This is a genomic window from Arcobacter sp. AHV-9/2010, from assembly GCF_004116575.1.
Taxonomy (GTDB): Bacteria; Campylobacterota; Campylobacteria; order Campylobacterales; family Arcobacteraceae; genus Aliarcobacter; species Aliarcobacter skirrowii.
On record NZ_PDKH01000003.1, the window covers coordinates 148,853 to 161,578 of the forward strand.

At 30.9% G+C, this 12,726-nt stretch carries 11 protein-coding genes; all 11 read right to left on the bottom strand.

Annotated features, from left to right (window positions below; genetic code table 11):
- Positions 1-66: 66 nt before the first annotated feature.
- Positions 67-798, bottom strand: a complete 732-nt coding sequence (locus tag CRU94_RS06355; RefSeq protein WP_066160114.1) for a fumarate reductase iron-sulfur subunit — start codon at positions 796-798, stop codon at positions 67-69.
- Entirely contained in the window at positions 798-2,783 is a 1,986-nt protein-coding gene (locus CRU94_RS06360; RefSeq protein ID WP_129105947.1) for a fumarate reductase flavoprotein subunit, read from the bottom strand. The genes CRU94_RS06355 and CRU94_RS06360 overlap by 1 nt, the downstream gene beginning before the upstream one ends.
- Positions 2,783-3,583 carry a fumarate reductase cytochrome b subunit gene (locus CRU94_RS06365; protein ID WP_129105948.1) on the bottom strand — a complete coding sequence of 267 codons (801 nt, stop codon included), beginning with the start codon at positions 3,581-3,583 and terminating at the stop codon, positions 2,783-2,785. The genes CRU94_RS06360 and CRU94_RS06365 overlap by 1 nt, the downstream gene beginning before the upstream one ends.
- 172 nt (positions 3,584-3,755) lie before the next feature.
- A complete protein-coding gene (locus CRU94_RS06370; protein ID WP_129105949.1) occupies positions 3,756-5,276 on the bottom strand; it encodes an NADH-quinone oxidoreductase subunit N in 1,521 nt (506 codons plus the stop codon).
- A complete protein-coding gene (locus CRU94_RS06375) occupies positions 5,276-6,763 on the bottom strand; it encodes a complex I subunit 4 family protein (RefSeq protein ID WP_129105950.1) in 1,488 nt (495 codons plus the stop codon). Before CRU94_RS06375 ends, CRU94_RS06370 begins: the two co-directional genes overlap by 1 nt.
- A gap of 1 nt (position 6,764) precedes the next feature.
- On the bottom strand, positions 6,765-8,654 hold the full coding sequence (nuoL, locus tag CRU94_RS06380) for an NADH-quinone oxidoreductase subunit L (RefSeq protein ID WP_129105951.1): 1,890 nt from the start codon (positions 8,652-8,654) through the stop codon (positions 6,765-6,767).
- Positions 8,651-8,965, bottom strand: coding sequence for an NADH-quinone oxidoreductase subunit NuoK (gene nuoK, locus CRU94_RS06385; protein WP_129105952.1), 315 nt, complete (start codon positions 8,963-8,965; stop codon positions 8,651-8,653). Before nuoK ends, nuoL begins: the two co-directional genes overlap by 4 nt.
- Position 8,966: 1 nt before the next feature.
- Positions 8,967-9,494: an NADH-quinone oxidoreductase subunit J family protein gene (locus tag CRU94_RS06390; RefSeq protein WP_129105953.1), complete on the bottom strand. Its 528-nt coding sequence runs from the start codon at positions 9,492-9,494 to the stop codon at positions 8,967-8,969.
- Positions 9,494-9,994, bottom strand: a complete 501-nt coding sequence (locus CRU94_RS06395) for a NuoI/complex I 23 kDa subunit family protein (RefSeq protein WP_129105954.1) — start codon at positions 9,992-9,994, stop codon at positions 9,494-9,496. The genes CRU94_RS06390 and CRU94_RS06395 overlap by 1 nt, the downstream gene beginning before the upstream one ends.
- A gap of 1 nt (position 9,995) precedes the next feature.
- Positions 9,996-11,273, bottom strand: a complete 1,278-nt coding sequence (locus CRU94_RS06400; RefSeq protein WP_129105955.1) for a complex I subunit 1/NuoH family protein — start codon at positions 11,271-11,273, stop codon at positions 9,996-9,998.
- Positions 11,270-12,706: a 2Fe-2S iron-sulfur cluster-binding protein gene (locus CRU94_RS06405; protein WP_129105956.1), complete on the bottom strand. Its 1,437-nt coding sequence runs from the start codon at positions 12,704-12,706 to the stop codon at positions 11,270-11,272. Before CRU94_RS06405 ends, CRU94_RS06400 begins: the two co-directional genes overlap by 4 nt.
- Between the last annotated feature and the right edge of the window lie 20 nt (positions 12,707-12,726).

Here is a 12,726-nt window from a genome sequence, read left to right on the forward strand (position 1 = left end):
CATTTAAATATGATATTTAACTTTTTCTATTATTTGGATTTATGAGAGTAAAACTCTCATAAATTTTTATCTTAGTGCTACTAATTTTCTTCTTAAGTAAGCAATTTTGTTTTGTAGTGGTAAATGTTTTGGACAATGGTCTTCACATGCCATTAATGACATACAACCAAATACTCCATCATCATCTCCAACTAATTCATAGAAATCTTCAGCAGTTCTGTTATCATGTGGATCTATATCAAATCTTGCAATTCTATTTAATCCAACTGGTCCAACAAAGTTTGGACGCATAAGCATTGTTCCACAAGAAGCAACACAAATACCACACTCAATACATCTATCAAGCTCAAATGTATCGTTTGCAAGTTTTGGATCAACTCTTTGCTCCATTTTTGAGATATCAACCTCTTCATTTGAGTGAATCCATGACTCAACTCTTTTACTCATAGCATCCATCCATTTACCAGTGTTTACTGATAAATCTTTGATTAATTCAAATGCAGGCATTGGCATTAATTGTAGTTTTCCAGTTGGATAGTTTGCAATTAGTGTTCTACAAGCAAGTGCAGGTTTTCCATTTACCATCATTCCACAGCTTCCACAAATTCCAGCTCTACATACGAAGTCAAAAGATAAATCAGCATCATAATTTTCTCTAATTAAGTTTAATGCAATAAAAAGAGTCATACCTGGAGTCTCTTCTAATTTAAACTCTACAAAGTGAGGTTTTGAAACCTTACTTCTAGGATTATATTTAAGAACTGAAATTGTAATTTCTCTACCTTTTTGTGCGCTCATTATTTATCTCCTGCTCTTTCGTTTTTCTCTTTGTAGTTCATTGGTAAATTAAATGGCATTAATGCATCTTGAATAGCGTGTCTATCTTTACCTTCATTTTGCATTTTTTCTGTAATCTCATCAACTTGAGCTTGTCTAATTGCAGATGCCTCATGTTCTATAATCATACCCTTCGCACCATAACCTCTAAATGCTGGTGGCATCTCCATTTTCATAATATCAAGTGGTTCATATGTTATAGTTGGTTCCATATCATTTTTATTTGGCCAAGATGTTAAAGTTCTATTTAACCAGTTTTTATCATCTCTCATTAAATAATCTTCTCTATAGTGAGCACCTCTTGATTCTGTTCTATCTCTTGCACCTTTAGCAACACAAAGTGCTACTTTCAACATTTTTGGAACTCTATATGCTTCTTCAAGTTCTGGATTTCCAGCTCTCTCTTTAGATTTAACTCTGATTTTTTTAGTTTTAGCTAAAAGCTCTTTTAACTCTTCAACAGCCTCTTTTAGTGGTTCACCACTTCTAAAGATACCAACTTTCTCATCCATTAATTCTTTCATTCTATTTTTGATTTTAAAGATATCTTCATTTCCATTGTAAGATAAAATCTCATCAATATATGCTTCTTGCTCATCAACAAATTTTTGCACAACAGAAGTTGGAATTGTTACATCATTTTCTAAACAGAAATCTGCAAAATAGTTACCAATAATCATACCAGCAACAACTGTTTCAGAAACTGAGTTTCCTCCAAGTCTATTAAACCCGTGCATATCCCAACAAGCAGCCTCTCCACAAGCAAATAGACCTTTTAGGTTTTGAGATTCTCCTGTTGGTTTAGTTCTAATTCCACCCATAGAGTAGTGTTGCATTGGAAGAACTGGTGCCCAACCTTTTGGACCCTCATCAGCTGGATCAATACCGTTGAATATTTGACAAATCTCTTGAACATCTCTTAGATTTTTCTCAATATGTTCTCGACCTAAAATAGAGATATCTAACCATACATGGTAACCATAAGGTGAAGGTACCCCTTTTCCATTTCTAATATGTTCAATCATTCTTCTTGATACAACATCTCTTGATGCTAACTCTTTTTTCTCTGGCTCGTAGTCTGGCATAAATCTGTGACCATCAACATCTCTTAAGATTCCACCATCTCCTCTACAACCCTCTGTTAATAAAATTCCTGATGGAACAATTGGAGTTGGGTGGAATTGTACTGCTTCCATATTTCCTAATGTTGCAATTCCAGTTTCAAGTGCAATAGCAGCACCTGTTCCTTCACAAATTACAGCATTTGTAGTCTGTTTAAATACTCTTCCATATCCACCTGTTGCAATACAAGTTCCCTTAGCAACATAAGCTTCTAATTCACCTGTAATTAAATCTCTTACAACTGCCCCATAACATCTTCCATCTTCATGAATTAAACTAATAGCTTCTTTTCTATCTCTAATATCAACATTATGTTTTAAAGCTTCATTTGCAACACCAAATAACATTGTATGTCCAGTTGCATCAGCTGTATAACATGTTCTCCATTTTTTAGTACCACCAAAATCTCTTGAAGTAATAAGTCCGTGTCTATCTTCATCTTCTGTAATAGTTGTTTTTTTAGCATTTATAACAGCTTCTCTAGTACCTTTTTCAACTCTTGACCAAGGAACCCCCCAAGCTGCTAACTCTCTAATAGCTTTTGGTGCAGTGTGTACGAACATTCTAGCAACTTCTTGATCACATCCCCAGTCACTACCTTTTACAGTATCTGCAAAGTGTAAATCTTCATTATCACCATCACTCATTTTAGAGTTACCTAAAGATGCTTGCATACCACCTTGAGCAGCAGCACTATGAGACCTTTTAACTGGAACTAAAGATAATACAATAGTACTTAAACCTTTTTTTTGTGCAGCAACAGCAGCTCTAAGACCTGCAAGTCCTCCACCAATTACTAATGCATCACAGTAATTAATTTTCATTATGCGATTCCTCCAACACTTTTAGTTTTCATTTCATAATTCATAATTTTAGCAGACGGCTGGAATGAATCTCTTGGAATATTATTTTTAGAGTTTTCATAACCGATTTTCATATAAGCTGCTAGTGAAGCAAATCCTAAAACTAAGAAAAATACTGTTAAAGCCCATTTAACTTTTTTAAGTGCTTTTCTAGTAGCTTTTGGATTTTCACCATCAAACCATCCCCACTTAACACAAAGTCTATATAAACCAATTGTTCCGTGGAATTCAACTGCTAATAGTAAAAGAATATATAGTGGCCACATATACTCATCCCAAACTCTAGCACTACTTTCATATGGTCCTATTTGATCTGGATGAGTCATAATTACATATAAATGCACTGAACCTAAGAAGAACATTGCAAAACCTGTAAATGCTTGTGTAAACCAAAGTTTTGTATCATCATGACCCATACTTTTAGAGTGAGCTTTTATTACTTGATACTGCTTAAAATTCCCTGGTAATTTTCTCATACCTAAAGCAGCATGAACTATAAAAATAATAAAAATAATTAAAGCAACAATAGATACTAAAAGTGGATTTCCACCTTCAAATATAAAACTACCCTCCAATAATTTAGTAACTTGGTACATAAAATCATTTGACACTAAAATTGATGCAACAAGTAACATATGTGCCCACATAAATAGAGCTAAAAATCCACCTGTAAAACTTTGAATAAAATCAAGTTTTGCAGGAAGTCTGCTCTTTTTACCTTCTGTTGTTTTTCCTAAATAACCCTCTATTAGGTCACTCATATCCTATCCTTTCTTCAAGATTTAATTTTTACACATAATAATATCTAAATATAGATTTAATATATATCAAGTAAATGTTATTTTATCGGTTTTATCTGTAAGATTGTAGAAAAGTTACATTTAGCCTATTAAAGGCTAAATGTTTATTTAATAAGTGTGTAAAAATTATACTCTATTTTAGAAAAAGAGATTGTACTGCTACTTGTGCAAAATTAATTAATGTATCAATATTTAATGCAGGTATAAAGAATACAATAGCAGATCCAATTCCTCCAATCACTGTTAGAATAGCTACGAAAAGTGTTGCATAAGTTGAAACTCTACTATCATCAAACTCTTGACTTATGCACTCACTATTTGCAGGATAAAAATACATAACTGCAATTAATCTTAAGTAGTAATACATAGAGATAATTGTTGCAACTATTGCTAAAACAGCAAGAGCAATATATCCAGCTTTTATAGTCTCTGTAAATACATAAATTTTTCCTATAAAACCAATAGTTCCTGGAATTCCAGCAAGTGATAAAAGGAATATTGTCATCATTGCTGCTAAAAATGGTCTTTGTTTTGCTAAACCTTTAAAGTCATCATAAGTAACTTTTGCATTTGTATCTGAAATTATATGTGATGCTAAACCAAAAGTTCCAAGAGCTGATAACAGATAAGCAATTAAATAGAACATTATTGCATAAGCAGCATCAATATTTATAATTTTATCATCCGCATATGTTAATGCTAAAAATGCTAGTAGTAAATATCCTGTATGAACAATTGATGAAGCTGCTAACATTCTTTTTACTATTTGTTGAGTGATTGCTAACCATGTTCCAAAAATTAGTGTTAATATAATAATTACTTGTAATATTCCATCCCAAAAATCAACTATTGGAGATATGTACTCTAGCATAACTCTTAAGAAGAATGAGAAAATTGCAATTTTAAATGTTGATGCCATATATGCTGTAATAACCATTGGGGCACCTCTATAGATATCAAGTACCCATGATTGGAATGGAAATGCAGCAATTTTAAATAGAAATGTAAATAAAATTAGTGTTAATCCTATATAAACTAATGGTAAAGTTTGACTATTTGGATTTAAAACATAACTGTATATATCAGCTAAGTTTGTACTTACAACAGCTCCGTAAACTAATACTGTTCCAAGAAGATAAAATGCTCCAATAAAAGCACCTAAAACTAAGTATTTAAAAATTGCTTCAACTCTTTTAGAGTCATCTCTATTGTATCCAACCATAATATAAACACTAAATGATGCAATTTCTAATGCAATAAATGCAGTTATTAGTTCATTTGCTTGTGCTAAAACCATCATTCCAAATAGAGCAAATAACAAAATACTAAAGAATTCACCTTTAAAATATTTTCTATTTTGAATGTAGTGCTCACCAATTAAAATTGTAAGAAGTGTTCCTAAAATTAGAAGAATATTAAAGAAGTTTGAAAAAGTATCAAATGTTAATACATTATTCAAAAATCCTTCATATGGTTGAACTGAATATAGTGTATTTACATTAAAAAGTGCAAATACCAAAGCAACAACTAAATAAAGTGATGATACAAATATATGGCTCTTTATAGTAATATTTTCATACATACTCATAAAAAGTAGTGTAATAGCTCCAAACAATACCAACAAAGTTGGCATTAAATATATAAATTCACTCATCATTTTGTTGCTCCAATTTGTAAAATATCTTGTAAATAGTGAGTAACTGTTGGTTCAAATTTATCAATAAAAATCTCTGGATAAACACCCATTATAAACACTAAAATAACCCACGGAATTAATCCAATAATCTCTTTGATTTTTAAATCTCTCATTTTAAGTTCAATTGAACCTTCTGGTCTATCTTGTAATATTGCTCTTTGAAACATCCATAACATATATGAAGCTCCAATAATTACTGATAGTGCTGCAACTGCTCCTAAATAAGGGTTAAAATTAAATACTCCAAAAATAATTAGAAGTTCAGATACAAATCCATTTGTTCCAGGTAGTCCAACATTTGCAAAAAGCATAATTGCAAAAATAAATGTAAATATTGGTGCTTTTTTCGCAATTCCACCTAAATCTTTAATTGTTTTAAATCCAGTTTGCTCTTGCATTAAACCAACAAGCAAAAATAGTGCTCCAGTTGCAATTGCATGAGCAATTACTAAATATAGTGCTCCATTAATACCATAACTATTTAGTGAAAATATACCAGCAGCAATAAAACTTAAGTGAGAAGCTGAAGAGTATGCAAACATTCTTTTAATATCATCTTGCATAAGCGCTGCAACTCCAAAATATACCAAACCAAATAGACCAAGAACTACAAACCAAGTCGCATATTCAACATAAACATCTGGGAAAATTGGAATTAAAAATCTAACAATTGCATAAACTCCTAATTTTGCCATTATTGATGATAGTAAAAACACAGCACCTGTTGGAGCATTTTTATATGTCTCCATAATCCAAGTGTGTAGTGGGAAAAGTGGAACTTTAATAGCAAATGCAGCTAAGAATGCTAAAAACAACCAAACTCTAGTTGATCTATCAAGCTCTGTTACCATCATTAAGTTATCATAAGCAAAAGACCAAACTCCAAACTCATTAAAGTAAGCAACTCCAAGATATAAAATACCAACTAACATTAAAAGTGATCCAGCCATTGTATAAACTGTTACTTTAATAGTTGTAAATACTTTATCTCCAAATCCATATTGACCAATCATTAAAAATACTGGTAGAAGCATAATCTCCCAAAAGAAGTAGAACAAAATTACATCAAGTGATAGTAGTGCTCCTGTAACTCCTGTTTGAACTAAAAGCATATTTATCCAATAACCTTTAGTTTTTCCTTCCCATAAAAGAAGATATGATGTTGGAATTAAAATTGCAATCATCATAAGAATTGTTAAAGAGAAACCATCTAATCCAATATAGTAATTAATACCATATGTTTCTATCCAAGATACATTTGTAACAAACTGCATACCAGCACTTGGTTCAAACTCAATATAGATTTTTAATACAAGCGCTAAAATAACAGTTGTTGTTAAAAATGCTATATTTCTAATAGTATTTACATCTTTTGTAGTAATCATTAATCCAATTGCTACAACAGCTGGTAAAAATATAATAAATGAAAGAATATCTGCACTCATATTATAACCCTAATGAAATATATAAATATACAAATATACAAGCCATTCCAATTAGCATAAATGCTGCATAGAATCGTACATTTGCATTTTGAATTAATGCAACTTTTTTACCAATCTCAACAAAGTTTGTTGAAGACTTCATAATAAAGGCATCAATAATTTTATCGTCAACAACTTTATCAATAAATCTTGATAGAGCTTTTGTAGTTTTTACAAATAGTAAATCATAAAGCTCATCAACATAAAGTTTTCTTCCAATAAATCCTGTCTCTAACTCTGGTTTATCTAAATCATAATTTGCATATTTCTTATAAGCAATAAATATACCACTTGCAGCAACTATTACTGAAAGTGCCATTAGTATATACTCTGTACTATGAGATAGAGTAATTGCTTTTGAGTTAAGAGAGCTTAACCATGTATCAACTAAATGAGTTCCACCAAATACCGCTGGGAAGTTTAAAAAACCAGCTCCAACTGCTCCAATTGCAAGAATTACTAATGGAAATGTAATTGTTCTGCTTGTATAAACATAATCTTTATGGGCACTTTTATTTGGTGCAACAAATACAATAAAATATAATCTAAACATATAAAATGCTGTTAAAAATGCTGTAAATAGTGCTAAACCATAAATTAAATATTGACCCTCTTGGAATGCTGCTGCTAAGATTGTATCTTTTGAGAAGAATCCAGAAAATGGAGGAATTCCTGATATTGCAATAACACCAATTAAAAATGTTGCAGATATAATTGGTAATTTTGCTCTATGTTTTGCAATATTAAATATGTTTTGCTCATGGTGAAGTGCAATAATAACTCCTCCAGCTCCCATAAATAACATTGCCTTAAAGAATGCGTGTGTAAATACATGGAAAAGTCCACTTGCATAAAAACCTAAACCAACAGCTATAAACATATAACCTAATTGACTCATTGTTGAGTAAGCAAGTATCTTTTTAATATCTGTTTGTCTTGTTGCAATAACTGCTGCAAGCAGAGCTGAAAATGCTCCAATATATGCAATAAAAATTCCAATCTCTTCAATTCCACTATATAAAAAGTGAAATCTTGCAACCATATAAACCCCAGCTGTAACCATTGTAGCAGCGTGAATTAGTGCTGAAATTGGAGTTGGACCTGCCATTGCATCTGGAAGCCAAGTATATAGTGGAATTTGAGCTGATTTACCCATTGCTCCAACAAATAGTAATATACCAATTACCACTAACCAACCATTTGAAATATTTGTTAAATTTTCTTCAATTGAAGAGAAAGATAGATCAACTTCTCCTAAAGCAAAAAATAGCGCAGCAACTCCTAGTAAAAATCCAAAGTCCCCTACTCTATTAACTATAAATGCTTTATTTGCAGCTTCAACATTCTCTTTACTTCCATAATAGAACTTAATTAAAAGATATGAACAAACTCCAACACCTTCCCAACCAATAAATAAAATAATTGGGTTATCAGCAAGAACTAGAATTAACATAGATGCTAAGAATAGATTAAAGTAAGCAAAGAATTTACCAAATCCTTCATCACCTCTCATATAACCAACTGCGTAAATATGAATTAACCAACCAACAAATGTAACAAACATTGACATAAAAATTGATAGATTATCACCCAAAAGAGCCATATCAATATTTAAATAACCAATATTTAACCAAGTAAATAGGTATTGATTATAAACTATATTTTCACTTACCATATTCAAAAATAGACAAAGTGTAATGATAAATGCTATAAATGGTGTTACTGTTCCAATAGCTGCAAAATAGAGTTCAGAAACTTTTTGTTTTTTAATACTATAAAAGTATAAACCACCATTTAATATTGCACCAATAAGTGGTGCTAAGATTATCCATATTAGTAAATTTGTACTCATCTTTTTTCTCCTTGAGATAAAGATGTAAAGATATCTGTATCAAGTGATCTTTTAGCTCTAAATAGAAGAATAATTACAGATAAAAATATTGCAGCCTCAGCAGCAGCAATTGATATAACCATAATAGTTATAATTTGTGGATCTATATCAAAATAGTATCTTGCAAAAGTTACTAAAAATAGTGTAATTGCATTTAACATAAGTTCAATTGACATATAAACAACAAATATATTTCTTCTAGCAATTACTCCAATTGCACCAAGTGAAAAAAGTATCATTGATAAAAATGCGAATGAATTTAGTGTCATCATCTTATTCATCCCCCTTTGAAATTAGTTTTGTATCTCTTTTTTTAGCAAGAACAACAGAACCTACAAGAGCAATTAATAGAAGAATTGAGATTAATTCAAATGCTATAATCCACTCATTATAAAGTATCATTCCAACAGGTTTTATATCTCCAAAATCACTATTTTCTATTGGATACAAATCCTTAGCTGGAAGATTTGAAACAGCTTTTAAAACTAAGATATTTAAAGGGATCATTAAAGCTACACCCAAAGCTATTAATTTATATTTTGCTGGTTCTTGTGGAAGATCTTCATCTTTAATATTTAAGAACATCAAAATAAATAACAGTAGCGCCATAATAGCCCCTGCGTAAACTATTATTTGAACCATAAACAGTAGTGTTGCATTTAAAAGTGCAAACATTCCAGCAATACTTAACATTGTAATTAGAAGTCCTAATGCACTATACATTGGGCTTTTATATACAAGCATAGCAATTGCACCTGTAATTGCAAAAAATGCTAAAGCAATAAAAATTATATCAGCCATTATTCAAAATCCTTTGATCTCTCATTTTTCATAAGAGCTTTTTTATCTAGTACAAACTCTTCTCTTGTAGAAGCTGTAAATGAAAAAATTCCAGTATCCATTCGTATAGCATCACAAGGACATGCCTCTACACAATATCCACAGAATACACACTCAAGAAGATCTATTTTAAACTCTTTTGGTCTTTTTTCATCAACTCCATCAAATCTCTCTTCAGCTTCAATAAAGATACACTCAGCTGGACAAGCAGTTGCACACATAAAACAAGCAACACATTTTTCACTTCCATCATCATGCTTTGTAAGTCTATGAACACCTCTATATCTTTCAGTAATATCACTTGGTTGAACCTCTGGATACTGTAAAGTATTTAAGTTATCAAGATCTTTTAAATTTTTATAGAAGTGTTTGAAAGTTGTCTTCATTCCTCCAGCAATTGCTGGAAGAAATAACTTATCTTTTAACGATTTTCCATATCTTGGTACTACTTTTACTGCCATATTAATTTCCTATTACCACAACAAAAGTTGCTGTTATTACTATATTTAAAAGTGCTAATGGAATTAAAACTTTCCATCCTAACATTTGAAGTTGATCATATCTAACTCTTAATAGTGTCCATCTAACCCAAATATATACAAATGCCATTAAAAAGAATTTTGTTAAAAATACTCCAACTTGAATAACTGCTGTTGCAATATTAACTCCATTTTCTCCAAGACCTGTTGTTAAAAATGAAATTAAAAGTGCTACAACACCTAAACATAAAGTCCAGAAAACAAAAGTTAAAATTTTTGTCTCTTTTTCTCTACTTCTATCATTTCCTACAGCTTTATTATTTTTCTTCATCCATCTTGTAAATATAAATACTTTAATTGGAAGAAGAATAACCAGTGCCATAATCACATAATCAATATTCTCTTTTATAGAAGCTGTATCCATCCAAGGGATTTGATATCCACCAAAAAGTAAAGTTACTATTAGTGCACTTGAAGCACTCATAGCAGCATATTCACCAACTTGGAAAAGTCCAAATTTCATAGCACTATACTCAGTGTGATATCCAGCAACAATCTCACTCTCACCTTCTGCTAAGTCAAAAGGTGCTCTATTAGTTTCAGCAAATGAACAAACTATAAAGATTATTGCAGCAAGTGGTTGAATAAAAATTCCCCACATTGGAATAACTCCAAGATAAGTTCCTGTTTGTGCATTTACCATATCAGTTAGATGAATTGAACCGTAAGAGATAATTATAGAAATCAATGATAATCCCATTGCAGCTTCATAAGATATAACTTGTGCTGAAGCTCTAATAGATCCCAAAAGTCCATATTTGTTTCCAGATGAGTAACCACCAAGAATAATTCCATAAACACTAAGTCCTGCAAATGCTAAAAACCACATAATTCCAAGCTCTGTTGGAATTGCTTGCATTGTATGAGCTTCACCATCAATAACTAAAACATCTGCATAAGGAATAACTGCAAAAGTCAAAAAAGAAGCCATAAAAACAACAACAGGAGCAACTGTAAAAAAGAATTTATGTCTTACATGAGCTGGAGTAAAATCCTCTTTAAAAACAAGCTTTAACATATCTGCTAAAGCCTGAATTAGTCCACCTAATCTCATAGGTCCAATATTACATCTATTTGGACCACTTCTATCTTGTATAAATCCAGCAATTCTTCTCTCCCACCAAACCCAAACAGGAGTAAGTCCAACTGCAAGAACTACGGCTAAGATAATATTTACTAGAATAATAATTGTATTACTCATATAGTTCCCTTCTCAATCATATATTTAATATCTTCTATAATTGTAGTTATAGTTTTCATAGGCTTATTTCTATCTATTTTTGAAACAACTTTTTGTCTAATTCCATCACAATTTATATATGTACCGCTTTTTTCATAAAAAGATGCAACACCTAAAGCTATATTTGATTTTGCTATTGTTAAACAGTTATGAGAAAATAAAGATATTACTTTTTTATCTTTTAGAGCCTCTAAATTATTTTCGAAATAACTATTTTCTACAATAAATATAGTTTTTGAGCTATTTAAAGCTGATTCAAAATACTCTTTAGTTTCATCAATATTTAACTCTTTAAATGATGCTCTATTTGCACTTTTATCTGCTTTTCTTAAATAATCATCAGCAAAACTCTCATCATAACTGTTTGGAGAGTAACCACTTAATTTTATATTTAATTTTTCACACAATTTTTTACAATTTGCCATCTCTTCGTAAGATAGATTTGGGCTTAAAAGCATCAAAATATCTTTTGAAGTAGATAACTCTTTGAAGATATTTGCAATAGTATTTGAAATGTTTGATTCACTATTATTTATTAAAGCTGTTTCGAATCTATTATTTGATTCATTATGATAAGACAATCTTCCCTCATCACACATAAACCAACCATTTACTGCCTTATTTACTCTAGGTCTAAATCTATAAATCATATCATCTTTATATTTCTCTTTTCTATGATCTACACTTATATTACACCCTTTCGAACAACCATTACAAATAGCCTCAAAACTTTGTAAAAACCAAACTCTTTGTTTAAATCTAAAATCCTTGCTTGTTAATGCTCCAACTGGACATAAATCAACAACATTCATAGCATAAGGGTTATTAAGTGGCTTTCCAGGGAAAGTTCCAATTACAGAGTGGTCAGTTCTACTAATTACACCTAACTCACCTGTTTTTGTAATATCTTTACAAAATCTCACACATCTAAGACATAAAACACATCTCTCTTGATCTAGCATCACATTTGAACCCAAATCAACTCTTTTGTTTGCGTTATTTTTATAATCAAGATTTACTCTTGAAGCATAAAATCCAGATTCCATATAGTAATCTTGAAGTTTACACTCTCCTGCTTGGTCACATGTAGGACAGTCAATTGGGTGATTTATAAGTTCAAGTTCTAAAATATCTCGTCTAACTTTTTCAATATTTGAACCCTTTGTTCTTATAACCATTCCATCTTTTATTGGTGTATCGCATGCAATTTGAGGTCTTTTTTGACCCTCTATTTCAACCATACACATTCTACAATTTCCATCTTTTCCCAACGCTTGATGATAACAAAAGTGAGGGATATGGATTTTCTCATCCAATAATTTATCAATCAACAAGCTACCTTTAGTAGCTTGAAATTGAACTCCATTAATTGTTATACTAACTTGATCAGCCATAAATTCATATCCCCTTATTA

What these genes read in the sequence shown, in the direction of transcription:
- CRU94_RS06390 (WP_129105953.1), bottom strand. Translation starts at nt 9,494, where the DNA reads ATGGCTGATATAATTTTTATTGCTTTAGCATTTTTTGCAATTACAGGT.
- CRU94_RS06365 (WP_129105948.1), bottom strand. Translation starts at nt 3,583, where the DNA reads ATGAGTGACCTAATAGAGGGTTATTTAGGAAAAACAACAGAAGGTAAA.
- CRU94_RS06405 (WP_129105956.1), bottom strand. Translation starts at nt 12,706, where the DNA reads ATGGCTGATCAAGTTAGTATAACAATTAATGGAGTTCAATTTCAAGCT.
- CRU94_RS06375 (WP_129105950.1), bottom strand. Translation starts at nt 6,763, where the DNA reads ATGAGTGCAGATATTCTTTCATTTATTATATTTTTACCAGCTGTTGTA.
- nuoL (WP_129105951.1), bottom strand. Translation starts at nt 8,654, where the DNA reads ATGAGTACAAATTTACTAATATGGATAATCTTAGCACCACTTATTGGT.
- CRU94_RS06370 (WP_129105949.1), bottom strand. Translation starts at nt 5,276, where the DNA reads ATGAGTGAATTTATATATTTAATGCCAACTTTGTTGGTATTGTTTGGA.
- CRU94_RS06355 (WP_066160114.1), bottom strand. Translation starts at nt 798, where the DNA reads ATGAGCGCACAAAAAGGTAGAGAAATTACAATTTCAGTTCTTAAATAT.
- CRU94_RS06395 (WP_129105954.1), bottom strand. Translation starts at nt 9,994, where the DNA reads ATGGCAGTAAAAGTAGTACCAAGATATGGAAAATCGTTAAAAGATAAG.
- CRU94_RS06360 (WP_129105947.1), bottom strand. Translation starts at nt 2,783, where the DNA reads ATGAAAATTAATTACTGTGATGCATTAGTAATTGGTGGAGGACTTGCA.
- nuoK (WP_129105952.1), bottom strand. Translation starts at nt 8,965, where the DNA reads ATGATGACACTAAATTCATTCGCATTTTTATCAATGATACTTTTTTCA.
- CRU94_RS06400 (WP_129105955.1), bottom strand. Translation starts at nt 11,273, where the DNA reads ATGAGTAATACAATTATTATTCTAGTAAATATTATCTTAGCCGTAGTT.